This window comes from Methanofastidiosum sp. (genome assembly GCA_035362715.1).
GTDB lineage: Archaea > Methanobacteriota_B > Thermococci > Methanofastidiosales > Methanofastidiosaceae > Methanofastidiosum.
The window spans coordinates 169,978-195,697 of sequence record DAOSDU010000002.1 but is presented as its reverse complement, the minus strand read 5'-3'; the positions used below and the strand labels follow the sequence as shown (position 1 = coordinate 195,697).

General features: G+C 34.1%; 26 protein-coding genes and 1 other RNA gene. 3 read left to right on the top strand and 24 right to left on the bottom strand.

Annotation, left to right across the window (positions count from 1 at the left end; genetic code table 11):
* Positions 1-227: 227 nt before the first annotated feature.
* From PLI06_02405 to PLI06_02355, 11 genes are all read right to left on the bottom strand, one after another.
* Positions 228-548: a transcription factor S gene (locus tag PLI06_02405; protein HOI76449.1), complete on the bottom strand. Its 321-nt coding sequence runs from the start codon at positions 546-548 to the stop codon at positions 228-230.
* A gap of 50 nt (positions 549-598) precedes the next feature.
* The gene (locus PLI06_02400; protein HOI76448.1) at positions 599-1,792 is read right to left on the bottom strand and encodes an MFS transporter; all 1,194 of its coding nucleotides are present in this window, start codon (positions 1,790-1,792) and stop codon (positions 599-601) included.
* A 144-nt stretch (positions 1,793-1,936) separates the two neighbouring features.
* Positions 1,937-3,598, bottom strand: coding sequence for a coenzyme-B sulfoethylthiotransferase subunit alpha (gene mcrA / locus PLI06_02395; GenBank protein ID HOI76447.1), 1,662 nt, complete (start codon positions 3,596-3,598; stop codon positions 1,937-1,939).
* 13 nt (positions 3,599-3,611) lie between these two features.
* Positions 3,612-4,385, bottom strand: coding sequence for a coenzyme-B sulfoethylthiotransferase subunit gamma (gene mcrG, locus PLI06_02390; GenBank protein ID HOI76446.1), 774 nt, complete (start codon positions 4,383-4,385; stop codon positions 3,612-3,614).
* Between the two features lie 11 nt (positions 4,386-4,396).
* Positions 4,397-4,714 (bottom strand): methyl-coenzyme M reductase operon protein D, encoded by a 318-nt coding sequence (locus PLI06_02385; protein ID HOI76445.1) that lies wholly within the window; start codon positions 4,712-4,714, stop codon positions 4,397-4,399.
* Positions 4,715-4,725: 11 nt separating this feature from the next.
* Positions 4,726-6,054: a coenzyme-B sulfoethylthiotransferase subunit beta gene (mcrB, locus tag PLI06_02380; protein ID HOI76444.1), complete on the bottom strand. Its 1,329-nt coding sequence runs from the start codon at positions 6,052-6,054 to the stop codon at positions 4,726-4,728.
* Positions 6,055-6,371: 317 nt separating this feature from the next.
* A complete protein-coding gene (locus PLI06_02375; protein HOI76443.1) occupies positions 6,372-7,148 on the bottom strand; it encodes a P-loop NTPase in 777 nt (258 codons plus the stop codon).
* Between the two features lie 36 nt (positions 7,149-7,184).
* Positions 7,185-7,313 (bottom strand): hypothetical protein, encoded by a 129-nt coding sequence (locus PLI06_02370; GenBank protein HOI76442.1) that lies wholly within the window; start codon positions 7,311-7,313, stop codon positions 7,185-7,187.
* Positions 7,314-7,347: 34 nt separating this feature from the next.
* Entirely contained in the window at positions 7,348-7,545 is a 198-nt protein-coding gene (locus PLI06_02365; GenBank protein HOI76441.1) for a hypothetical protein, read from the bottom strand.
* Positions 7,546-7,619: 74 nt separating this feature from the next.
* Complete coding sequence (locus PLI06_02360) at positions 7,620-8,129, bottom strand: chromate transporter (GenBank protein HOI76440.1); 510 nt, start codon at positions 8,127-8,129, stop codon at positions 7,620-7,622.
* Complete coding sequence (locus tag PLI06_02355; protein HOI76439.1) at positions 8,123-8,680, bottom strand: chromate transporter; 558 nt, start codon at positions 8,678-8,680, stop codon at positions 8,123-8,125. Before PLI06_02355 ends, PLI06_02360 begins: the two co-directional genes overlap by 7 nt.
* 130 nt (positions 8,681-8,810) lie before the next feature.
* Here PLI06_02355 and atwA point away from each other — a divergent pair, with 130 nt between their 5' ends.
* Positions 8,811-10,421: a methyl coenzyme M reductase system, component A2 gene (gene atwA, locus PLI06_02350; protein HOI76438.1), complete on the top strand. Its 1,611-nt coding sequence runs from the start codon at positions 8,811-8,813 to the stop codon at positions 10,419-10,421.
* Positions 10,422-10,599: 178 nt separating this feature from the next.
* Here the strand turns inward: atwA and PLI06_02345 are convergent, their stop codons facing one another.
* The 5 genes from PLI06_02345 to minD all read right to left on the bottom strand — a co-directional run bounded on the left by PLI06_02345 (position 10,600) and on the right by minD (position 18,522).
* Positions 10,600-11,598, bottom strand: coding sequence for an N-6 DNA methylase (locus tag PLI06_02345; protein HOI76437.1), 999 nt, complete (start codon positions 11,596-11,598; stop codon positions 10,600-10,602).
* Positions 11,599-12,348: a proliferating cell nuclear antigen (pcna) gene (gene pcn, locus PLI06_02340; GenBank protein HOI76436.1), complete on the bottom strand. Its 750-nt coding sequence runs from the start codon at positions 12,346-12,348 to the stop codon at positions 11,599-11,601.
* Positions 12,349-12,410: 62 nt separating this feature from the next.
* Positions 12,411-17,381, bottom strand: a complete 4,971-nt coding sequence (locus PLI06_02335) for a hypothetical protein (protein ID HOI76435.1) — start codon at positions 17,379-17,381, stop codon at positions 12,411-12,413.
* Positions 17,382-17,543: 162 nt separating this feature from the next.
* Positions 17,544-17,747, bottom strand: coding sequence for a hypothetical protein (locus PLI06_02330; protein HOI76434.1), 204 nt, complete (start codon positions 17,745-17,747; stop codon positions 17,544-17,546).
* Between the two features lie 4 nt (positions 17,748-17,751).
* The gene (minD, locus tag PLI06_02325) at positions 17,752-18,522 is read right to left on the bottom strand and encodes a cell division ATPase MinD (GenBank protein HOI76433.1); all 771 of its coding nucleotides are present in this window, start codon (positions 18,520-18,522) and stop codon (positions 17,752-17,754) included.
* A 123-nt stretch (positions 18,523-18,645) separates the two neighbouring features.
* Between minD and PLI06_02320 the strand changes: the two genes are divergently transcribed.
* Positions 18,646-19,143, top strand: a complete 498-nt coding sequence (locus PLI06_02320) for a hypothetical protein (GenBank protein ID HOI76432.1) — start codon at positions 18,646-18,648, stop codon at positions 19,141-19,143.
* On the opposite strand, the gene PLI06_02315 is transcribed toward PLI06_02320, so the two are convergent.
* Positions 19,136-20,161, bottom strand: coding sequence for a glycosyltransferase family 4 protein (locus PLI06_02315; protein ID HOI76431.1), 1,026 nt, complete (start codon positions 20,159-20,161; stop codon positions 19,136-19,138). The two genes, PLI06_02320 and PLI06_02315, sit on opposite strands and share 8 nt — an antisense overlap.
* A 37-nt stretch (positions 20,162-20,198) precedes the next feature.
* Between PLI06_02315 and rnpB the strand changes: the two genes are divergently transcribed.
* An RNA gene (gene rnpB, locus PLI06_02310) (RNase P RNA component) lies at positions 20,199-20,503 on the top strand.
* 1 nt (position 20,504) lies between these two features.
* Here rnpB and PLI06_02305 read toward each other — a convergent pair.
* The 7 genes from PLI06_02305 to PLI06_02275 all read right to left on the bottom strand — a co-directional run bounded on the left by PLI06_02305 (position 20,505) and on the right by PLI06_02275 (position 25,671).
* Positions 20,505-21,239, bottom strand: coding sequence for a geranylgeranylglyceryl/heptaprenylglyceryl phosphate synthase (locus PLI06_02305; protein ID HOI76430.1), 735 nt, complete (start codon positions 21,237-21,239; stop codon positions 20,505-20,507).
* A 13-nt stretch (positions 21,240-21,252) separates the two neighbouring features.
* The gene (locus PLI06_02300; protein HOI76429.1) at positions 21,253-21,483 is read right to left on the bottom strand and encodes a PRC-barrel domain-containing protein; all 231 of its coding nucleotides are present in this window, start codon (positions 21,481-21,483) and stop codon (positions 21,253-21,255) included.
* Between the two features lie 131 nt (positions 21,484-21,614).
* Positions 21,615-22,532: an ornithine carbamoyltransferase gene (gene argF, locus PLI06_02295; protein HOI76428.1), complete on the bottom strand. Its 918-nt coding sequence runs from the start codon at positions 22,530-22,532 to the stop codon at positions 21,615-21,617.
* A 91-nt stretch (positions 22,533-22,623) separates the two neighbouring features.
* Positions 22,624-23,088 (bottom strand): hypothetical protein, encoded by a 465-nt coding sequence (locus PLI06_02290; protein HOI76427.1) that lies wholly within the window; start codon positions 23,086-23,088, stop codon positions 22,624-22,626.
* A 6-nt stretch (positions 23,089-23,094) separates the two neighbouring features.
* On the bottom strand, positions 23,095-23,550 hold the full coding sequence (locus PLI06_02285) for a YkgJ family cysteine cluster protein (protein HOI76426.1): 456 nt from the start codon (positions 23,548-23,550) through the stop codon (positions 23,095-23,097).
* 67 nt (positions 23,551-23,617) lie between these two features.
* Positions 23,618-24,136, bottom strand: a complete 519-nt coding sequence (locus tag PLI06_02280; GenBank protein HOI76425.1) for an S-layer protein — start codon at positions 24,134-24,136, stop codon at positions 23,618-23,620.
* Between the two features lie 74 nt (positions 24,137-24,210).
* Complete coding sequence (locus PLI06_02275) at positions 24,211-25,671, bottom strand: tetratricopeptide repeat protein (protein HOI76424.1); 1,461 nt, start codon at positions 25,669-25,671, stop codon at positions 24,211-24,213.
* Between the last annotated feature and the right edge of the window lie 49 nt (positions 25,672-25,720).

Sequence of the window (25,720 nt, the reverse complement as noted above, 5' to 3'; positions counted from 1 at the left end):
AAGTAAAGCCTGAGAAAGCAAAGAAGGCGCCTGCAAAAAAGAGTGCCCCAAAGAAGACGACTACAGAGAAAAAGAAAACTGAAGCTAAAGAAGTAAAGCCTGAGAAAGCAAAGAAGGCGCCTGCAAAAAAGAGTGCCCCAAAGAAAGAAAAGGCCAAAAAAGAGTAAATCAAAAATTAAAACATGAATTTGATAGAGGCTCTTAAGTTAAGTCCTCTATACTATTTTTTAATCGTATTCTCTCCAAGTATAACTGCACTTTGTGCATCTATAAAATTTTGTTGCAGGTTCATCTCCACTTCTTGTCTGGAGCATCCACCAGTAAGCTTCTCTGTTGTGGCATTTTTTACATTCTTCCTTAACTTTTGGCATTGCCATATTATTATTTTCGATGATAACAACTTCATCATCAGATTTATTTTTTTCAGTGTGCTCAAACCTACTTTTTTCATCTATATCTTTCTCATAACCACATCTACAAGCGTATAGAGACTTACCCTCTTTTTTATTAACGCGTAAAAGAGTACCGCAATTTGGACAAAATTCCATTAAATGCTCACCAAAAAGAAGGGCTAAACGTGGTTTATAAACGTTTCTAATTAACATATCTTTTGTTCTTTTACAAGATTAATTAATAGAAAAGAAATCAAGGATAAAACTAATGAAAAATATAGAGGATAATTCATGCCCAAGACTTTCCACAAAATACCTGCTATAAAAGAAGCAGGAAAAGCCATTAGTCCAGTAATGAGTTGAAAAGATCCCAAAGAAGTGGCCCTATAGTCCAAAGGACATATTTCAGAGGCTAATGTTTTTTGAGATACATCAATAGCTGATTTGTAGATGCCATAAATACAGAATATCAACACAAGCCCTATAAAATTTCTTGTAAAGATCATACTACCGCAGACAAGTGCAAAAGATAGATAAGAAATCATCAACACTTTTTTTCTCCCAATTCTATCTGCCATTCTCCCAAATGGATATGAAAAAATCGTGCTTGAGACTGTAAAAATCAAATAGAAAACAGGGACTGTGTATATTGAAAATCCAATATCTTTGACATATAACAGAAAGAAGGAGTAGCTGAAAGCCCCTAATGCGAATAATCCATTTACAAATACGAAGAACCTAAAGTTTTTATCAAAGAGATTTATTGAAAAAGCTCTTTTCTGAACTTCAAATTTTTTTTCTTTAATAAAAAGATAAATTATTAAAACAGAAAAAAATGAGGGAATAGAAGCCATAAGAATTAAATTCCTAAATCCGAGATATTTTAATAATATTATAGATAAAGTAATTCCGACAATTGCACCAAAGTTGTCCATTGCTCGGAGAAATCCAAAGTTTGCGCCCCTGTTACCCTTGGAGGATAATTCGGCAATCATTGCATCTCTTGGTGCACCTCTGATCTTACCAGCTCGATCCAAAGCTTTGAAAGGAATAAGATATAACCAAGTTGGAGAAATTGCGTAGCCGAATCTAGCCACCCCAGAAGATACGTATCCCGTCCAGACAAATATTTTTCTTTTTCTGAACTTGTCAGATAGAAAACCAGAAAATGCACTAGAAAATGAAACTAAAGCGTCCCCTATGCCGTCTATTATCCCTAATACCACCACATCGGCACCTAGAAAAACGGTGACAAACAAAGGCCATATTGGATAAATCATGTCAGAGCCTAAATCGTTTAAGAAAGAAGCTAATGAGAAAACATGCAACTCTTTTTTATTCTCTTTTTCTTTTTTCATTGATTCGCCTCTACGACCTCTATTTATTTCAACAATCTTCATTTTAATTCTTATAAATCTTTCTGGATGAAGAAAATCTTATCATTTATCAAAGATATCTTAAGAATTGATACAAATACTAGTACACGGTGCCAAAGCTCACAGAAATTAAATTAAAAATAAGAAAAGAAAAAATAAATTTTTAATTTATGGTATAATAAGGTCTCTTTCTCCGGCAGGGACGAACTCCCTCATGGCACCCTTTCCGAACTCCTTTGTAATGTTTGCGAAGTCGAAAGGTAGTGACCTGTCGGCGAATGCGACCTTTATGTGTGGTGACAGTGCCCATGCGTCTCCTCTTGCGGAGTGAGCTGCTGCAACGATACCAGTGTATGCACTCTGGTGTCCTACGTTCATTGCGTAGCTTGGGTAGTTACCTCCCCTAAGCTCGAATGGTAAACCTTCATCAGATCTGTATGAGAAGGTGTTTGAAGCACCAATCTGATCTTGAAGGTCGTATCCGTAGAATCCGAATCTTCCCATCTGCTCCTTGTGTATGTTACATGCAAGGTACCATGCTGAAAGTCCAGCTTGAGCGTTACCTGTTGCCATAGATACACTTGTTCCGGCTGCTGCAGAGATACATGTAGCTCTCTGTGATCCACCGAAGTGTGTCTCCATAACTGCTGGGTAAAGTTCATACTGCTCTAAACAGTACATAGCAACGTCTGTTCCGATGTCGTTTATGAGTTTTACACTTGGTTTCTGCTTTGCGAGATCGCCAAACTTATCCTTTACGTGTTCCATTCCCCAGTATACAAAGTCTTCAAGGATGTTATCGGTGTATGCGGCTGTTGCATACTGTGTAAACCCGACACCACCAGACATGTATGATCCAAGGTATATCTGGTCGTAAATTAAAGCGGCAAGTGCAATTGCCTCAAGTGAGTGTCTTGCTGGGTCATCTGGGTACTTGGCCATTGACTGTGCACAGTCTGAAACAATTCCGTACATAAGTCCACCAGGCTCATTTGGACCTCTTGCTCTTCTTGCTGGCATCATGTCAGACATCTGTATGACTGAACCGTGCTTTGCAGCGTATGCGAAATCTCCAGTTGCGGCTTCTCCGGCACATAGATTGTATGCACCAATGAATGCCATACCGATCTGCATTGCGCTCCATCTGGAAACTGTTCCTCCGTCACAAACTCTTCCAACTACTGTTGGAATTCTAACTACCTGCCACATTGATTTTCCAATAGCCTTCTTAAGTTGGGCTGCTTGGGCTGCAGGGAATTCTTTGTTTATGTCTATAACGAATCTTGAATCAATTTCATCAATTAATTCATCATTTCCAGAGTATACTTTTACGTATGAGTCTTTTACTAATCTTGGGTCAGTTTCAACCATGTGTTCCTGAATGACGGCTGCACCAGGCATTGCGTGATTTACTACTTCAAGATAGTGGTTAATTGTTTCTGGTGTGACTTCTTTACCAAGTCTCTTTTCAAGAATGTTGTGTGGTGAGTCAAGTCCTACGAGGATAGTCCTTCTCATATCGTCCCATGCCTGTTGCATAGCGGCGTTGTTTACGAAGTGAAGGTCATCCATGTTAGCAATAGTGTCTGTATGTGAAAGCTGGTAAGGCATTAATACTCTCTGACCTTGTGGCATACCTACTGATGGATTGTACCCAGGTATTCCTCTTTCTTTTGCAATCTGCAGACCTGCATCATGAAATTCTACTTTCCTCTTGTTCTGCTTGTACCCACCGTATACGTAGTACTTTGTATTTTTCTTGTCAGGAGCTTCTTCGAATTTCTTTTTCATTGCCTGCATAAAGTTATGTTTTTCATCTTTATATACCATTCATATCCCCTCCTTAAAACTTGGCCTCCTTAAATGGCTCGAATCCACCGAAGGATCTCTCCCAGTGAACATTCTGTACCATTTGAAGAACTTCTGCATCGTCCTTTATTGTAACACCATCTGCTCTGTAGATTGTTGTTCTTTTCTTAAGTTCATCTTCAGATAGTGGCTTACCAACAGATATTGGGGCTGGTACTGGTTCTCCAACCATATCCTTTACGTACTTTACTTCTCCTGTGCTCTTGTCAAATACATATCTCTGCATTGCATCAAACATGATACCATTTTCATCAAGTCTTAGAGCATGTCCGTGGACTGTTCTTCCTCTAATTCCTGTTCTGGCAGCATCAAATGTTTCGGACTCAATAAGCTCTTTAGCAATTGCTTCAACATCTCTTTCTCTTGCTTCTACTACATGTCTTCCAGAAAGTGTTCCGCTATCCATACCTCTGTACCTGTATGAGTACATCCAAGATCTCTGATAAGGAGATATTGGGGCAAAGTAAACGGAGTCAGTAAACTGAACGTATCTAATTCTGTCTCCAGCCTTAGCACCGGGTGTTGGTTCTACAAGTTCCCTTATAGGGCATTCTGGTTCTCCCATTTCTTCTAATGGTGGGTGAACACTCTTGTAGTCCTCTCCAGGCTGTCTGTGGCCAAGAACTCTTACAACATCCTCATCGGATACTGATCTTATCTTTTGGAGTTTGTATGTAGGATCCATATATTTTTTTCTGTTTTTTGATGGATCTGATTTTCCAGGGTGAAATTGTGCTTTATATGCCATAATTATTCCTCCTAATTTAGACCCTTTATGTAGTCAGATACTCCTTTTTTATATTTTGTAAATCGGCCTACTTCAATATTATATCCAAAAGGCAGAAATTCATCACAAACATCTTTTATAATCTTCTGGACGTCTTCATTGTTGTCCTCTATTTCAATCCATATCCATCCAACCATATAATTCTCATTTTCATTTGAATTAACAGAAGGTCCATGGACTGAAACGTTTGTGACAAAGTCAAACCTAGTGAGCTCGTCAGTGATCTTGTCCGCAGTTTCTTTTGATATCAATTTGAAAGGAAATATCTGTATCTCGGGCCTAATTTTCAATATTACTCCTCCTAAATACCTCCTTTGATTTTAACAGCAGCTTGGTTTACATACTTCATTGGTTCTGCAAACTCAGGTACTGTGGAGAAAACTTCTTTAATTAATCCGGATGTCGCTTCTGGTGAGAACATCTGTGTTCCTGCATCTAATGCCATTGCGGCAGCGATACATGGAATAACGAATCCTTTTGAGTGTCTTGTAACGATGTGGTTTCCGTTGAATATACCAGGTCCTCCACCACCATAAATAGAGTGGGAGAAGAATGACATACCTACAGTTGTACCCTGAGCCCTTCCGAAGTCTACACCAGGTAGACCTGTTTCGTGCTCAACTAAGTCGTTGTAGTATAAGACTGTTGAAGGTATTCCTTGACCTGCTCTCATTGCACCACAGTTTACCATTACTGATGCGAGCATTCCTGATGCGGCATATGCATTCCACAATGGAATATCTTTAGCTTTGTATACCTTGTATCCAGATGGTAATGTCTTGTCTACTGCTATAACCTTATCTTCAATTGCTTTTCCAACTAAGGATTCAACAACTGATCCTATTGTTCCTTTCTTTCCATTTGCTTTAACTAACTCATATGTAATATTGTTTGCGTTCATTCCTTGGTATGCAAGTCCTAAGAGGTGTAGTCTCTCAAATGGACCTACAGCGTCTCCCATTTCAAACATTGCAGTCTGCTCAAGGATTGAGGCAAGTGCAGCTGAGTTCATTGCATTTTTCTTTGTTGTAGCAACAATGTGATTAACCATAATGTTTCTTAGGGAATATCCAAGACCTTCGTTCTTCTGAGGAACTTCAAGCATAGCCTGAATCTTTGCGCCTTTAAGATCAAGGGTCTGTGGGTAGGATCCCCATATTGCGGCCTTTATAACGTTTGCATCAAATATGCTAACGTCGAACACATCTATAATTGCTTGTGTTACGGCTGATGCTGTTGCAGTCATACCAACTGTGTATTCACAAAACATTCTCTTTGTTGGTATTTGAACAAGCATTCGCTCATTGTTTCCTAAAAGCGTTACTAAAGTATCGTCTTTTGTATCAACTTTAAGAATTTCTTCTACTCTCTTCTTAATCTCTGGGGCTTTCCCAACAACATCGAGTTTCATTTCTCTTCCCATTATAAATTGGCCTTTACCACCAAGTGCTCCTGTGGCAAGTGCTGACTGGGTGCCTTTGAGATCGACAGCAATTGTCCTGACAATTTTGGAAACTATGCTCTGAATGGCCTCGTTTTTTAGAGGACTGAGAGCTTCCAACGGGACTCCACTCTCAATGAGTTTACCCCTGTCAGAATACAAATCTATTTTATCGCTATATTTTGGCATATAGTATTCCTCCTTTTTTTGATATCCAAAAACAGGATATCATGTCCAAGATTTTTAAAGTCCATTAAACGGACTTCAGAGATACCTCATACAAATAATATTTAAGTGTTTCTATTTAGAATATTTATTTGATATGCCAAACTAACAACAAACTCTAATTTTATTTTAATTATAAATTTTATTAATAATATTATATTTAATAAAAAGAAGTTAAAATGAATAAATCAATAAGTATTAGACAAAATACAAAAATAAATAAAAATATCCCGGTATTTAATTTTATAGGGGCATTCTAATTAGAAAAATGTGTATATGCCTTAAATATTCTCTATAATCTGATAGATTTTATCAAGATCTATTTGATAATTCTCGATTTTACCATCATCACATAGTCTAGATATCTCGGGATCTACTGGTATACTGCCTATTTCTGGAATTCCCATCTTAGAGTTTTCCCCATTTCCGAATAGATCAATTTTTTTTCCACATGTGGGGCATGATGCATATGCCATATTTTCAACTACGCCCAATACTTTAACATTCAACTCTTCTGCCATGGAAACTGCTTTTTTCACTATTGTTGAAGCTAAAATTTGAGGAGAGGTTACAACTACAAATCCATCAAGTTTAATACTTTGCATTAAGGTAAGTTGAACATCACTAGTTCCAGGGGGTAAATCAAATAACAAATAATCGATATCTTCCCATAAAACATCTGCAAGAAATTGTGATACAGCTCCACTTATTCTTAATCCTCTCCAAATAACGGCGTCTTCGTTATTTGGTAGAAAAAGACTCATTGACATAATCTTAATGCCACTTTTAGAAACAACAGGTATTATTCCAGAACTGCCTCCAATTGGTTTTTCATCTATTCCAAACATCATGGGTATACTTGGACCAGTTATATCGAGATCTAGTATACCTACTGTTTTTCCTTGTTTTGCAAGGTAAGAAGCAATAAGAGAAGTTACAACGGATTTCCCCACTCCCCCTTTACCACTTCCAACTGCAATTTTTTTTCCTATTTTTGACATTCTTTCATCAATATTCATTTTTTGAACTTTCAAGTGCTCTTTGAGATTTGATTCCATTTATATCCCCTAATATTCTATTTAACTAAAATATTTTCAATTAATTTCAACGTTGTATGTCTGACGGAGTTGATTTCTCCCAAAATGTTGATACTTTGCCAAAAGATGAGAGAATACTTCATCTTCTATTTCCAAAATAAAACCAGTAGGTATTGTTACTTTCATAATATCTTATCCGTTTCAAGAAAAATATTGTTATTTAATTTTTGTTATTGTCTAAATTTGGATTATTTGATCTACAAAATCCAGTTCTGTTTCCATACCTACCACCGTTGACTCTGTGTACATTCGAACTGTTACATTTAGGGCAGTTCAAGTTAATGCCCATTTTTCCAGTCCCGTGAGGTAAATCCCACTCGTAGTTGCAGTCATAACACTTAAACTTCCTATTATCCATAATAATACACTTCGTTTTTATGATATCTTCAATATGAATATTTATTCATAATTTATAAATCTAACTACTAATCATCACAACACTAAAATTGCTATGAATCCTGATCCAATTATAAAAAAGATTGGGTCTATTCTAGTTTTAACAAGTAAAATAAATATTGCTAATGCTAGTATTACCGCCTTTATATCAAGATTTAATATAAATTGAACTCCTAAGGAATATAATGTTATAAAAACAAGTACCGCGGTTCCAAGAGCTAGAGAATTAATAAAATATTCTTTTTTTAATTTTATTGATTTCTTTAACGTTAAGTAACTAGCCATGATTATTATCGGGGGTAAAAGCAAAAAAAATGTGGTTAATATAGCTCCGATAAAACCATAGTATTTATATCCAACATAAGTTGCCATATTGACTGCGATTGGCCCCGGTGTTAATTGTGCCGCAGTTAAAATTTCTTTAAATTCTGGAAAATTTAAATAATTTTGGCCAATCATTATATCCTTAATCAATCCAACAACAGCCCACCCACCCCCGAAAGATATTGAACCAATGTAGAAGAAAATAAATAGAATGTTTAGCAATCAATCCCTCCCTTTTCATAAAAATAATTAATAAAAACTAAAAAAAGAAATACAAAAAATGTCAAGTTTTTATTTAGAATAATAAACAATACACCAAATAAAAAAAGAGGGATAGTAATTTTGTTATAATTGATATTTTTCATTATTTTATAAAGCACGTATGAAGTCAATCCAACAGTTGCTATATAACACCCATTCAAAAATTTGGCCACATAAACACTGCCAGAATTGGCTTGTATTAAACTAGCAACTATTATTATTCCAAAAAATGGAGGAATGATAACCCCAAATGATGCAAATACTGCACCCCAAAACCCCCTTAGTTTTTTACCCAATAGTATTGATAAATTGAATGCTATTGGACCGGGCATAGACTGTGCGATTGAAAGTATATTAAAAAACTCTTTTTCAGTTATTAGTTTTTTATTAATCAGGTTTCTCTCAATAGCTGGTACCATTGCGTATCCCCCTCCAATGGTAAGTCCCGATATCTTAAGAAAAGTATAAAAAATAGACAATAATTCTCTGTTCTTTGAGACTATACTTATCATTTAAACTCCCTAAAATAATATGGCTATAGGCATATAAATACATTAGTAACCAGGAAATACTTATGAATTTATATTCGTAATCCAAAAACTTAAATATAGTTAGATGTCTTAACATCAACATAAACAAAAGATGGGGATTAAATTGAGCGAATATCTTTTGGAAGTTGAAAATGTATCAATTGTTTTTGATAATAAGAAGATTCTTGATAACGTATCCTTCAAAGTAAAAGAAGGGGAATCGTTAGGACTATTGGGAAAGAGTGGCAGCGGTAAATCTGTTCTTATCAATATATTGAGGGGAACTAAAGAATACAGGCCAACAGAAGGTAAGATTTTCTACAATGTTTCTTATTGCCCCAAATGTATGAAGGTGGACTTTCCAAGTAAAAAAGACACCCCATGCACGAAATGCAATGAAAAAATGATTCTAAAAAAAGTAGATTTCTGGGAAGATACGGCTTTTTTTAATCCTATAAGAAAAAGAACTGCAATTATGTTACAACGTACATTTTCACTTTATGGTGAAAAAACAGTTATGGAAAATATGCAGGATGCTTTCGCTGGGTCTGAAATACCAAAAAATATGATTATACCTAAGATTATAGAACTTTTACAAAAGGTGAATATGATCCAAAGGATGACCCATATTGCAAGAGACCTATCTGGGGGAGAGAAACAAAGAATTGTTCTTGCAAGGCAACTTGCTATTAATCCTATGCTGCTTCTAGCAGATGAACCAACAGGAACTTTGGATCCTTTGACTGCAAACACAGTCCATAATGTATTATTAGATGCAGTAAAACAAGGAATGTCCTTAATAGTTACATCTCACTGGCCAGAAGCCATTGAATTATTGGCCCAAAAAGCGGTATGGCTTGATAATGGAAAAGTAATCCAAGATGGAAATTCGAAAGAAGTAGTTAAGGCTTTTATGGAAAAGCTATTACCTGAAGAAAAGGTAAGATTTCCAGGAATTGGCAGCGGCATAATTGAGTTATGGGATGTAAAAAAGTATTACTACTCCATATCCCGTGGAGTTGTTAAGGCTGTTGATGGGGTTACTTTTGCAGTTAATGAAAAAGAGATTTTTGGTCTTGTAGGCAAGAGTGGAACTGGTAAGACTACAGTTTCTAGAATGATTGCAGGCATTACACCATTTACTGAAGGTGAACTAAACATCAGGATTGGCGATGAATGGATAGACATGAAAGAGCCTGGATTTCTAGGCAAAGGAAAGGCGATGCTTTACATGGGCGTTCTTCACCAAGAGTACACGCTATACCCAGACAAAAATGTATTGCAAAATCTTACTGATGCCATAGGGATTAAACTTCCCAAAGAATTAGGAAAAATGAAGGTTATTTCTGTTCTAGAAGGAGTGGGATTTGAAGACCAAAAGGAATTGGATGAAATCTTAAATAAAATGCCCGATGCATTGTCTGTTGGTGAAAAACACAGAATTGCACTGGCCCAAGTATTGATCAAAGAACCAAGAATAGTGATTCTTGATGAGCCCACCGGTACCATGGATCCATTCACAAGAAAAATAGTTGCAAAATCAATTAGAAAAGCAAGGGAAGTTCTAGGTGAAACGTTTTTAATAGTCACTCATGACTCAGATTTTATCGTAGATGTATGTGATAGGGCATGTTTCATGAAAGACGGAAAAGTAGTCTTCATAGGTGAGCCTGAGGACATAAAAGAAAGGATGATCTCAGCCAAAGACCCTGAGAATGAATAAATTACCATCTTTTAATATTTATATTTTAAATTAAATTACATTATTCAATTTCAGAATACACAGTTTTGAAAAGCTTTAACATATTATTGATTAACAATAATATTATAAAAAATAATCATTAATATTAAAATCACGCTATTACTGACTTCTGCGTCCTCAAGAATATATGAATTGATTATCATCTTGACAGAACATGAAGATATCTAGTAAGGCTTTTGTGAACTCTAAAGCTATAGATGCTCTCAATGCGAAATCCTATTTCATCAAATGGATATTCTCTATCTAATCCAATCACACATCGTTTTTTGAAAGATTCTAGTATCGACAAAAAACAATCCGTGTACATCTTCTCTTTATCCTTGTCTATTTTAGTGGAACGGCCGTATGGCGCATCAGTAACTATAGATTCAAAGTTCCTTTCAAATATCTCAGATATTTTCCTTGCGTCTCCTGATCTAATGTCAAAGTTTTTTATCCCATAATTTAAAAGATTCGTTTTTGTTCCTATCGCGCTTTTTTCCTCAATATCAAGGCCATACGTATCGAGTCCTATAAGGCCTGCTTCAATTAGAATACCTCCTGTTCCTGCAAAAGGGTCTAAGATCTCTTTTTGAGCTTGTGAAATATTAATCATTGCTCTTGCAATACGCGGGTCTATTGAAGTAGGTGAAAAAAATGGCCTTAATTGTGGTTTTCTTTTGTTGAAATCCTTCTTATTTCTTTCAAAGATTTTTTTCCCAATATATAATTTATTTTTAAAAGTCAATCCGATTATTTCATCCATCGGATTTGTTAAATCTGCTTTTATATTATTTTCAAAATATTTTGATATAGACTTTGCAATGAGAAGTTCAATATTATTATATTCTTTTTTCTCTTTATTCTTAACTCTTACTTTAAAAGTTCTATCAAAGTTAAGTTGAGAATCCCATTGGATTTCTGAAAGAGATTTATCTATTTTGTCATCGATAACTAAATCAGAAATAATATCCAATACAAAATGGGTCAGACCTAATCGGAAAATAAAATCAATTATAACACTACTAGTTTTAATTATTAGAAATTGCCCTTCACTAAAGATTATTTGATATTTTATTCCATAAGAATTCAGCAAAGAAATGACTTCCTCTTTGGCAAATAGGGTACTACTCCCTGAAAGAAAAAATAAAAGATTCATCTATATCTCCATTGGAGCAAGGTATAGTGTAAATCGGCCTTCTTCACCTATTTGGTATTCAAGTTTCAAGGGAAGTTTTGATCCCCCAACAGATATTTTAAGATAATCTGAAACGGCAAACGCACTTAAGAAACTTAGGATATAGTTAAGATTGTATTTTGAACGTTGAATAGTTTTAGCTTCAAATTTTTTTATAGATTTTGATTCTGAAGAGATTTCAGCCAATGCCTTAGAAGTATAATCTTCAGAGGAAATAGAAATATTATTTTTATGGATTGAAAAAAGAATTGTTCCCCCTATAACGGCCATATCTTTGATAATGTCTCTAAATATTTTACTATCAATTTCAATAAAAGTTGAATATTTAGGATTTAATTGAGGGATACTGAAATTAGTAGTTGAAAGTAAAGTAAATTCAAAATTTCTTTTAAAATCACTTTCTAGAATAAGCTCTACTTTACCCGCTTTAGAATTTATATCAATACTCATTAATTCGTTTTGATAAGCCCTTCTACATATCTTCGCGAAAGAATCTATATTAACCCCGACTGATTCTTCAGCATCTATTTCAAATTTATCAAAAGATTTAGCGGGCATTAAAAATTCTACTTTAGATATAAGAGAAGGATCCGTCCCTTCAATATATATACCATTTTTGTTTATTGTGAACAAGCATTCGCCAGTCAGCTCAGATATCGATTCGATTACTGGTTTAATATTTGAGATATTCTGTGATACAAAGCGAGACATTAAAACACGTATAAGTTTATCAAAATTGTTATAAAAGATTTTCGTATAAATTAACCAGACATTCATATTTGGTTTTTCTTCTTACCTTTTATCACTTCTTTTGGGTCTGGAACTGATGTTGGATTGTTGGAAAAGAAGCGAGTATTATTTTCTTTCTTCCCTTTAATGAGTTCTTTTGGATCTGGTATTGAAGTATAGGCGTCGTTTGAACTAGAAGATCTTTTTTCTAGTAATTCCTTAATTGAAGAAGGTATTTCTGGCGAAGTATTGTTATGTTTAAAGTTATTTGTCCAAGAACTGCCCTTTTTACTTGATCCATTGCCCTCTTCTTTAAATGGATTCTCTGGTTCCCCCTTATTCTTCTTTTGTCTAAACTCTTTGTATGCTCTTTCTACGGAGGGGGGAAGATCCAAATCAACATTCTTGGGGACTACTCTTCCTTTTATTTCTTTCAACTGTTCTTCTTCAAAATCAATATTTTTCTTAATTTCAAGATCATCAAGTTCATTTAAAATTTTAATCTGGAATTCATCAAGTTCTTTTCTGTCCATGAGATCTATACGAGAAGATTCTTGTTCAATATTGTGTTGAATATTAATTTGCTCTTCATCTCTAGATATATTTTCTTGTCTTTTTTCTATCTCCTCTAGTGTCTTAGAAATCTCAGACCTCAAAGATTCTATTTCAAACGAATCAAGGGATTCTATTTTATCTTTATCTTGTAAGGTCAATTTCATTTCTTCGAGCTCTTTTCTTATCTCTTCAGGGGCCCTAAATTCTACTTCCGGAGGTCTATTTTCAGTGTCTTCTTTCATTATCGAATTAACTATAGGTGTATATCTAGCTTCTGCCTTTCCATTAATATTCTTAAATTTATCTTTTAATAAAGGTAGTTCTTCCTCTAAAATATTTACAGATTCTAGTTCTTTTTTCAGTTGTTCCTTCTTGATTTCTTTATCTTCCCGTGAATTGGATAAATGATCCAGTGAAAAAGACTTTTTTTCTTGAGGTATTCCTTCTTTTTTCTTTGAAAATAGTGAAAATTTATTCTTTTGTTTTTGTTTTAATGCAGGAGGTGCAACTCTTTTGCCAAGTATTTCTTGATTAATCTGATCTTTTGTTAAAATATTCTCGCCCCCATCACGTGTTACAAATTCTTTAAATTTATTTTCAACTTCAAGATTTGGAGATACCGGCACTGGGACTCTTTCTTTGGGAGGTGTTTTTTCCTTTTTAGAAAATAGTCCAAAACTTTTCTTCTCTTTTTTTGATTCTTTAACTAATGGTTTAACTTGGGCTTCAAAAGATACAGGCGCCTTTTGATCAGATTTAACTACTTTTTCTTTTTGCTTTGAAAAAAGTTTAAATCCTTTCTTGGATTTTATTTTTTCTTTTTTGACTGTTTCCGGTCTAGTTGGTGGAGTTCCATCTTTTGGCATCGAAAGTATTGCGGTAGATGGCCCTTTTGATCTCATGGATTTGTAAACTGAGTACCCAACTATTGACAAAAGTAATACAATAATTGCAATTATAATAAAAGGTGCATAAGGCGAGGATTTAATATCCTGTATTGTCTGAGTTACAGATTGAGGAACACTTGGTAAACTAGTTTGTGGTTCTGGTTTTGCTTTAACGCTAATTGTTGTTCTTTCCATATCCAAAGATTTTGATTCTTCGAAGGCATTTTTCCAGAAAAACTTAGAATCTTCTAAGATGAATGCTCCAGATTTTGTAAATTTTACCTGCATCTCTTTTGATACTTCACTTCCGCCTTTTATTTCCCCAATGATTATTTCCTTATCGCCAGAAATTATCTCAAATCCTGGCGGGAGGACTTCAACTAATTTAACTTCGTAAATATCGTCTTTTCCCCAGTTTTTGATTTTGTAAGTTATCTTTACTGTTTCCCCTTCTTCAATCTCATTTGTAGATATAGTTCTAGAAATTGAAGGTCCCCACACTGTGACTAGAGTTGGAGATAAAGATTTAGTCCCTTTGACCCCCCATTCATCTTCATATGTTGATAAAGTTTGGCCAATTTGGTATTCTCCACCTTGAGAAGGTACTAAAGTGTATCTTAAAGTTACTCTCTCCTCTGGTTTTAATTGACCTCCCCAATAATTGATACCTGTTGTTACTTGAAGGTTTGAAGGTATTCTATCTTCAATCCTTACGTTTTTAGCATCGCCATCACCTGTGTTTGTAATTATTGTAACTACTGGAATGATATGGCCAATTCTAATTATGTCAGACTTATACTCAGATTCTTGTCTTAGCAAATTTATAGTTGGAGCCCTCCCGCCAACAGTTATATTTGTTGATACTTCAGATTTAGATTTTTTTCCAGCTATATCCTCAAATTCTGAAGAGGTATTAATTGTGAATATCTTATCCTTATTTTCTTGAAGAACTCTAACTGTGAATTTACTTGTTTTTGAATCACCCTGTTTTAGAGTATCGATGAACCCTCCCAATTCACCGTCAACTAACTCTATATCTCCTGAAATAGCATTGATGAAACTAATTTTCTTTGCAAGGCCATCCCCTGTATTCGTTAAAGTTAATACAACATCCACATATTTATAATCGGCAAAAGAATATTCTTCGTTGAAGTATTGAATATTGGAGATTGTTATTTTGGGCTCGCCATTTACTCTTACAGATGTACCTGATGCAATATGTTCAAAACTGTGACCTTCTAAGTCATAATACAATAATTTTGTATCCCCTATTTTATATTCCCCGGGGTAAGATGCAGTTATTATATACTTGAACATTCTTTCTTGTTCTGGTTTTAGCTCAGAGATTGTATACTCTATTCTTTTTGTTTTGGGATCATCAATTAATCTAAATCCTTCGGGAACGAAATCAAGAACTTGTACATCTCTTGCAATTTTATTTCCAGTGTTTCTCACAACTAATACTACAATAACGGAATCTCCCCTAGATATTGTAACTCTATCCAATTTTTTAAGAATCTCAAGTCTTGGGAATTCTTTGCTTACGGTAACTGGTTCAAGTTTTGAAGTTGTTTTGTAGTTTTTCCCTGCTTCATCTTCAAAGATTAATTGAGTTTTAAATTCAAATTCTCCCATTTCAAGAGCTTTTACTTTATAGATTAGAGTGAATGTTTCATTTTTTACCATTTTATCGATATTCATTGTAGCGCTACCGTCGATTAGTTCAAATCCATCTGGAATATAATCAATTAATTTTATCTTTGTAGCCGTTATATCTCCAGTATTCTTTATTCTGACCTCAACGTCAGTAGTCTCCCCAACGAAAAGTTTTTCTTTAACTATATTTCTTGTAATTTGAAATTCTGGTTGCTTTGGGACTATTGTAATTAAAGTTTTATCGCTTTTTGAATAATCCTGAATTACTTCCTGTTCTTTTTCATTAAAATATCCCATTTGATATGACAAATCAATTTGGATAGGTGATACTTTTAGGTAATCAGTTTGAGGGGCTTTAAATTTGAATACAATTAGTCTTTTTTCATCAGGCTCCATGGATTTTATTTCAAGACATGCTTCATTGTCTGAGCCACAATAGCAGTTATTACCGGTCAAAAAAGTGAAATCTTTAGCGGTTATATGTATTTTAATATTTTTTGCAGGTATATCTCCGGTATTCTCAATTTCAGTTACATACCAAAATGTAGTGTCTGACTGAGGCTTTTCTATTTCGTTTTCAGTTTCAAATTCAAAATCTTCTGGCCTCATTATTGAATGTATTATTGGCGCCCAAATTACTGTGCTTCCGCCCATCTCATAAATTGTTAATTGCCTAATATTTTTACAAGTGCCATCTTTTCCTATAGTAATAATATCTCCTTGACGTAATTCACCAGGTTGGACAAATGAACCGTTGACTTCTTCAAAATTATATACGTATTGAATGTTTCCATTTATTGCGGAGACATTGAAATTATAAGTATTGTCATCAAATTCAACAGACCCTGAACTTGCGTTGATATCGACATCGCCTAGAAGGACTGTTTTTATTCCTTCTTTACTTCCTCTCAAGAAAGTTCTATCTTTATCATCTATTTCTCCAATGTACAGAGTTGTCAGATTAATAGATAGTTCCGGCTCTTTTCTTTTAGTTACAGTTATGTTAAGTTTGTATCTACCAAAATAATTGGCATTTTCGTGATCATTAATCTCATTTACCTTTATTTTCATTATTTCATCTATATACAATGTATCCCCGGGAACTACAACCTGTTGGATTACCATTGTACCTTTTCTATATACTTCCAAAATACCTCTTTCAGGGGGCATTAATGGATGCCTTCTCTGGAGATCTTTAAGTAGTATGGTGTAATCTCCCACGACTGTCAAATCACCAATTTCTACCCATCCCATGAATACTGCATCCGGATCATAATAAGGTCCAGGTAAAAGAACAAAATCTTGAATTAGTACCGAAGGTAATGGTGGAACAGTAACTCTTATTTTTTTTGGAAGCCATCCTACTCCAGATGCTTCTATATCATATACGCCTTCCAAATTAGAAAGGGTATAATTACCTTCTGCAGATGTTAAAGAACTTGCTAATACATTTTCTGTTCCCGGGTAGTAAGCCCTAACAGTTGCGCCTTCAATGGGAGTTATTCCATCGGGCTGAAAAACACGCCCTATAATACTACCATTTGTATCGTTAAGTGTCAAGTTATAATCAGGAGAACATGAAGTTGTACAGGTATTGGCTAGCATAGAAAAAGGATACTCTGACTTATAACCAGGCGCATAAGCCCTAATTCTATACATTCCATGTTCTAATGGGTATATATAATATGTACCATTAACATCAGTTGTTGCCATCCCTTTTATAGTAGGGCAAGCATTGGCATCATTTGCTTTGTAAGCATCAACTATAGCACCGCTAATTCCTTGTGGCGTTACGTTATCATCGGTTACTCTTCCAGATATTACGCCTTGCGCCAAAACCGGAGTTGCAACAATGCCGATAATAAATATCGATAATAAAAATATATTTAGCAAATATAAATAATTGGATTTTTGCATTGTTCCACCTAGTTATGAATATCCACTACCAATTATGATTTGATAAATATATAAAGCTTTTGGTATTATTGCTTAACAATAACTATTTTTAATATTTAGAATTAGTGATTAATTCTTGTAACTATAAAATAGAAAAGTATAATTTTAAGAATAATCATAGGGTTATTTGGAAAGTTTTTTAATTCTAGCAAGACGGGCCCTTAATATTTCAAGTTCCTCCCTGGATAACCTGCCCCCGCGTAATCTTTGGAGCTCTTCTCCTTGCATATAAACCCTAACACCCAAGATTACATTAATAATTATACTGACTATGGCAATAATAAAAATTATAATCCAGCTGTTAATCATTATGTCTAATAATGCCATACAATCATCTCCCAAATAGGCCTCCCATTAATTTATTCATCGATTTGTTGGAAGGTTGAAATTCCGTCTTCTTTCCTGCAATTTTTTTTGCAATATCTTTAATAGCTAGTGAAGCCGGAGATTTTGGGTCCAATAATACAAAAGGTTTACCTAGTGTTGTTGATTTCTTTACTATTTGGTCTTCTGGAACATTACCAATTATTCTAAGTTCCAGTATTGCTTCTATTTCAGGCCCAGAAACTTCTGTTGGATCTCCTCTAACCCTGTTTACGATAACTCCTAGTATTCTTGTGCCTAATTTTTCTGCTATAAGTTTTATCTTCAATGCATCTGACAAAGAAGTTATTTCAGGATTTACTATCAAAAGCATATTATCTGAAGCTGCGATAGAAGTTACGGCATCTACTTCAAGACCAGGTGGCCCATCAATTATTAACAAATCAACTTTGTCAACAAAGAATTTAAATATTTCATTAATTTTATCAGGATCGGATTTTTTTAATCTTCTTAACGAAAGACCTGCTGGGACGACTTTTACCCCACCTGGGCCCTCATAAATTATATCTTGGGGCCTTGCCTTATCTTCCAATACATCCTGTATTGTCTTTGGTAATCCCTCCATCCCAAATATGAGTTCAAGATTAGCCATAGTTATATCTGCGTCAAAAATTAGAACATTGAGTCCAACTTCAGAAAGAGCAATGCCTAAATTAGCAGAAATAGTAGTTTTGCCCACACCACCCTTTCCTGATGATATTACTAGCGACTCTCCCAATAAAACTCCTCCGTTGTTTATATAATTAAAAGTAAATTAATATATAAAATTATCCCTGAATGTTACGAAATCTACAAAATTAATAAGGAAAAACTTAAAACTGTCTCTATTATTGAAAAATAAATGATAAAAGATAAGATAATTGAGAAATATGGAGAGGGCAATTATGTTAAGTTATTATTTTTTATTAAGGGAACAATAGTTTCCATATTTCTTTATGTTATAAGCGATTATACCCCAATTAGGATATTCACAGCGGAAGCTGTTAAGGAAGGGATAGCACTTTTAGACATACAAAAGCCACTTATTATATCTGAGAAATTTGTAGCTGTTGGAAATTATGAGATCTCTAAAAGGTGTATTGGATTAGCTTCAGGTGCCATATTCACATCTTTATTTGTACTTTCCTCACTAACATTAACTAAAAAAATAGTATATCTATCTTTATTTCTTATAAGCCTATTATTTTTGAATATATTAAGACTAGTCGTGACAATATACCTTTTTGAAAAAGATTATAGTTGGCTTATTGCCCACGATATATTGGCATATGCACTAGGAATAGGTTTTTCATTTCTTATTTTAATAAAAATAAATCCTTACATCCCATTATTTAAATAAATTTTTTATAGACGACCAAGGTCTCTTCAGCACACTTTTTCCAAGAAAATAACTTAGATTTTTCTAGTACCTTGTTGGAAAGTTCAAGTCTAATTTCTGGATTTAATATTATTTTTGCTACTAATTCTGCTAATTGATTCTTATCTTGGACTACCAAATTCAAATCACCTAATAGATATTCAGAGCCCGGACTTACAAGTGAAACTACAGGAACGCCACATGCCATAGACTCTAGAATAGAAAGTCCAAATCCTTCAGTTTTTGAAGTTGAAACAACTACTTTAAATTTATTCAAGTATTTTTCTGTATTTACTATTTCCCCTAAATAATTAATATTTAGTCCATTGGAAATTTCTTCTAGTTCTTTTCTTAGATACCCATCGCCAATGATATATGCTGGTTCAACAATTCTTTTTTGCCGAAGTTCTCTGATTAGCTCAACAAATTCTCTAGGATTTTTCTCATTCACCAAAGCCCCAATAAATCCTATCCCTTTTTTTTCAGAAACATTAGAAAAAAATCTCAAATTGTCAACTCCGTTGGGAATAGAAATTACATCTCCCTTAGAAAAATGTGTAATTTTTTCAGCTAAATCAGGAGATACAGCAATAATAACGAGATACTTGGATAATAATAATCTTACCACTTGGCCCATAATCCTTCGATTTAAGTAAACATTGATATCACTACCATGAACTGTTAAAATTCTTTTTCTCCTTGTAACAACAGACAAAAAAAGGCCTAGTAGTCCGGGAGTTGTGGCAAAATGCGCATGTATTAAATCAATTTTATTTTTTCTAATAATTCTGATGCCTTTGAAGAAACCAAATATAATAAAAAAAAATCCCCTAAACTTCTTAGGTAATCTTGTAGAATATACTTTTTCTTCTAAGCAATTTGAATAAGTTAAAACAAAAACATCTTGGTCTAGTTTATTTAATTCTTTTTTTAGTTGAGATATGTGGGTAGAAATACCTCCAATTTTTGGAGGATATTCACCAATCATCAGAATATTCATGAATAAATTTATATCTTCAACGTTATTAAGTTATTGTGTGGGCGGAATATTGGCTTCCCTTAGGGGAGGAAGCTCCATCCACCTGATCAGGATGTGGCATCGAAAGATGCTTGGAGAAATCCAAGGTAAAGGAACAGAAAAAAACGGCCTTTGTCTGATGAAAATGATGTAGACGGAATTTGGCAACAAATTCCAAAACTACTGAGAAGGCATAGGAAACGGTGGAATACCTTCCCACATGGTGCAAGGCCAAACTAAAACCGATGAAACCTGGTCTGAGGTTTGTGGTAGGTCGCTTAGTTCAATGCCAATATTACAAAAGATGGGCTATAATCCGCCCACTTTAACTTTTTATGGCTTTTATTATGTCAAAAAGTTTTTCTTTTTCTTTTTCAATAATAGTTCCAGTTACGAATATGTCTGCTCCCGCCATAGCAAGTTTCTTTGCTGATTCTGGAGATCTTATTCCACCCCCTACAATTAAAGGTATATCAATGACCTTTTTTACAAGTCCCACCATTTCAGGAGTAACTGTTTCAGGAGCGCCTGATCCCGCTTCAAGATAAACAAATCTCATCCCAAGATACTGTGCGGCTAGTGAATAAGCAGCAGCTATTTGGGGTTTTTTTCTAGGAATAAGATCAGCTTCTCCCATCCACCCTACAGTTTCACCTGGTTCAACTACTAGGTAACCTGTGGGTATAGGTTCGATTCCAGTTTTTTTTACTAGGAAACTTCCGAGAGCTTGAGATTTTGTAATAAAATAAGGATTTCTTGAATTCATATAAGACATGAAAAGGATTGCATCTGCCTTGGGTGATACTTGGGCTACACCTCCGGGGAATATAATCACAGGGAGTTTTGTACTGGCTTTAATTGATTCTATCAAAATATCAAGATAATTGCCCAAAGTATGTGTAGAACCACCTATTAATATCGCGTCGCTTCCAGCCTCCTCGGAAATAGCAGCTGCGCTTTTTGCTTCTTCTATAGAGAAGCTATCTGGGTCAACTAAAGAAAAATGAAGTTTTTCCTTTTGCAATTTATCTAAAAGATATTTCTCTATTTTGCCCGTCATTTTGAACACCCTTTTACATTCCAAGCTTTACTGAATCTTCTTTCTTAGCCCTTACAATAACGATGTCCCCGATAGCAGAAACATCCTTGAATCCGACTGCAATATTGTCTATGCCTTTTTCTTGCCCAACTGCTAGTCCAAAGACAACTCCTTCTTTTACTTCAAGAATAATATCATTAATTATGCCTATGTACTCGCCTTTTGTATTATACAATTCGAGCCCATATAATTTAGAAATCCTCATGAGTATCCCTTTTACAGTTTTTCTTGTAGGAGTTTATATATTTTTCTAGGTATTTAATGCTATTAAGTTAGAATAATAGAAAGTGTAACTAAAAAATTAATATAAAAAAAGAATAATAGATTAATAATCTATTACATTAAAAGTGCCATTACGGCTTTTTGTGCGTGGTTTCTGTTCTCGGCTTGGTCAAGTACGACTGAATGTGGGCCATCTACTACTTCGTCAGTTATTTCTTCTCCCCTGTGCGCAGGTAAGCAGTGCATAACTATACAGTCGTCTTGAGCCTGTGAAACTAATTTTTCGTTTACCTGGTAAGGTTTGAATACTTTTACTCTGTCATCATGCTCTTTGTCTTTACCCATACTTGCCCATACATCTGTGTAAATTACATCTGCGCCTTTAACACCTTTAGGGTCGTTTGTTATTTCAAGTTTAAGTCCGTCTTCTAGTGCCATTTTCTCAATTTGTTTGTCAGGTTCGTAACCCTTTGGACAGACAACAGTCATATCCATCCCTACTTTTGCAGATCCAAACATTAGAGAATGACAAACGTTGTTTCCATCACCGACAAATGCTAATTTAAGTCCTTTAAATTCTTGTTTCTTTTCTAGAATTGTTTCTAAATCAGCCAAGCATTGACATGGATGTAAAAGGTCGGATAGACCATTTATAACTGGAACAGTTGAATGTTTGCATAGTTCTATAATGTTGTCATGGGAAAATACCCTTGCCATTATACCATCGCAATAACGAGCGAGAACTGCTCCCGTATCTCCTACTGTTTCCCCCCTCCCCAGTTGGAGGTCTGTAGAGGATAAGTACAAAGCATGCCCCCCTAATTGTTTCATTCCAACTTCAAAAGACACCCTTGTTCTCGTTGATGGTTTTTGGAATATCATTGCTAAAGTTTTACCGTACAATAATTCGTGTCGTTCCCCGGTTTTCTGTTTAATCTTCAAAGTTTCGGCGGTTTTCAAAATTTGCCATATTTCTTCTTTCGTAAGGTCATGTAAAGAAGCAAGATGCTTGCCTTTCATATTAACTACCATTAAGTATCACCGAATGAAGAAATTAAAAATACCTTTTAAATATGATGACCTTAGTGTAACAAATTTAACATTGTATGTTTTAAACTAAACATTATTCAAGAGTTCGGAGGTATGACCCCCTATCAATAACATTATTCAACATCTTTCCATCAAATTTACCAATGCCAATCACTTCATTTCTTATATTTGAAACTATTGTATACCCTTTTTTTGGTGGATTCACCATATTCTTAACAAAAACATCCCGCCCATATAAGAATAAAGAAGCGCCTTTTTCATTCAATTTTGATTTTTTTGATGAAGGAGCTATTATTAAATGACATTCTAAACCCAATAAAAAATTGCTTTTTTGGAATTTACCAATTTGTGTTCCCATAGAAACTAAGTTCTCGTTTATTCTTTCATCTAATACTTTTTCATAAATTAGTTTGTTAACAAAAAATACCTCATCGCCAACTATCAATAATATATTGTTTGCAGGCAACTCGAAGATTCCACCATAGCTCTCAATAGTTTTTTTTATAATATCCAGTTTTTTTCCTTCTACGATTCTCATAAATACCTACAAGTTTAATGTATAAGCCATTTCAATTTTAATTTTCTGGCATAATTCTAAAATTTTTTCAATGTCAAAAGGTTCTCCTTCGTTTCCAATTCCAGGGCAGGAGATATCGACATATATGTATGCCTTTTCTCCATTTTTTAATATATAAGGAGTATCTGATTCAGATATGGGTTTATAAAAAACTCCCAATGGGAAAAGTCTACAAATCAAGGGCTTATATTCATGTATTGTACAATTTTTATCATCCAAAAATACGCAACCATTATCCCAAATTCTTTTTTCAATTACGAATTTCTTTCTGGAAATATCGTACAAAGCGAACTCTTTATCGGTATTTTTTTCAATTCTTTCTATATCAAATAAAGTTAGTGGAACTCCACGAACCCTGCAGCATTCTCCGCATTGCTTGCATTTATATTTTTGTCCGGTATATAGCACTAATACTTCTTTCATTATAACCCCTTGATTTCCTATGGAGATTCTTACAATTATATATAGATATTGATTTCGAATAGAGCGATTAAGAACTAATCAATTGTAATACTGCAGCCCTTGTTTTTTCTCTGTCTGCACCTGCGACAATAATCACATCACGTTCGTATAAACCATTTGATATGTATTCAGTCTCCCCTTGTGAATTATACCAGTCAACTTTGGATTTACCTTCTCTAACTAGATTCGCTACAAGTCTATTTGCAACGGGCCCGCCCACAAGTATAAGATTATTCTTTTTAGCGACATCTTCCATTAGTAATTCATCATAGGTTATCAATTTCTCACGATCCCAAATATTAACCCTAAATAAACCTTTTGCGGGATCCTCATAGTATGCTTCGGCTTGAATTTTTGTAATAATTAAGCTTCCAGAAATCGAATCCATCGAAGCTGCATTTTTACCAACTACTATTATTGATTGAGGTTGACCATTAGCTGTGTCCACAAAAAAAGATCTTGGAACATCTGCAGATACTACGGGATTTATGAAAAAGAGATGAAGTATCAATATCGATACTAATATTACACTTTTTTTATTCTTCATATGCCTTATTTCTTTACTTAATTTTTATATCTTGCTGTTTTTTATGAATATTGTAAGAAGGATATATTGATAATCTAGTAGTAGTTCTTCAATTCTTCATATGCTTCATTTATTTCTTTTAAAATGCCTTCTTTTAATATTTTTTCTTTTTCATCTTGGGTTGTATCGGGGTGATAATATTTAGAAAGCTCTTTCCATCTGCGTTTTATTTCCTCTGCGGTTGTATCCATATCCAGCCTTAAAACTTTTAGATAAGAAATCAAATACATTGAGTCCTCGTCAGGCAAATATGGTATTTCCAAGGGATAAACAGTTCTAGTTTCATAGACTTCATTTCCCCTATAATCACAAAAAGTATTAATCTCAAATATTCCTTCGTTCTTAGGCTTAATCTTAATGGTATAAGGCCTATATTCCATGGGTTTGAGCGAGTCTATTTTATCTTCAATTTTTGATATATTCAAATCTTTGTTTTTTTCTATTAAAACAGATATGTCAAAAGCTTCAATATCTCCATTATTAATTAAATATACTTGAATTTCAGATTCTTTTTTCCGCTCTAATGGGTTCAATATATAAAAAATATATCTAAGACTTGGTCTACCAATATCCTCTTCTATTTTAAGCTTCAATATGGTGAGGCTTTCACTTAAATTGTTAATCCGGACTAGAAGCTCTTTGATATATACGTTAGAGGAGGATATTGATCTTTTTCCATAATTATCCAAAAATGAGGAATGATCTTCATCGATGAATAGAATATCTTGATAAAGCCCTTCAAAGATATCTTTATAAAAATTATAATTTTTGCCTAATCCTTTTTTTGTTATTAAAATTTCTCCTATTTTTTCATAATTAGATAAAGAATCCACCAATAATTCTTTCAAAGTTTTGATTTTATCTTCTACTTTTCTTCTTTCAGAGTAAAGCTGCCTAACGTTTTCTAAGTATCTTAGGGATTCTCCTTCCATACCTAGCATCTTTAGAGCATAAGAAATATTCTCAAGAGAAGGAATACTTTCAGAATTCTCATTCAAACACATATGCAATAGATTTATTGAGTCTTCAATCTGTTTTTTCCCATTTTCAAGCATTAACTGGGCTCTTGTATAAATGTAGTCAAATTCCCCCCACTCTTTTAGAATTGAAATGGCTTCATCTAGTCTATCCATTTTTTGTAGTGCAATAGCAAGATTTATGATTGCATTTTTATTATTCTTTTCTTCATTTAGAACTTTTTTAAAACAATTTATTGCTTCAGAATAATTTCCAATTTTTGACAGAGATATACCTTTATTATAAAGAGTCTTAGTGTCTTCATTTTTTTGAAGAGCCATATCATAGAATTTTAAGGCTTCTTCCGGTTTTCCTAGTTTATCAAATGATATACCAATGTTAGTTATGACGTCTGCATCATGAGGGTCAATTGCCCTCGCCTTTTCAAAACAGACTAATGCATCTTTATGCTTTCCCATCCTATCTAGAATTATGCCCTTTGTATTCCAGTAAGATGCAGATTCAAGCAAATTTGACACAGTCATAGGGGAAAATATACATTTAAAAGAGTTTTTATATAATATTGAT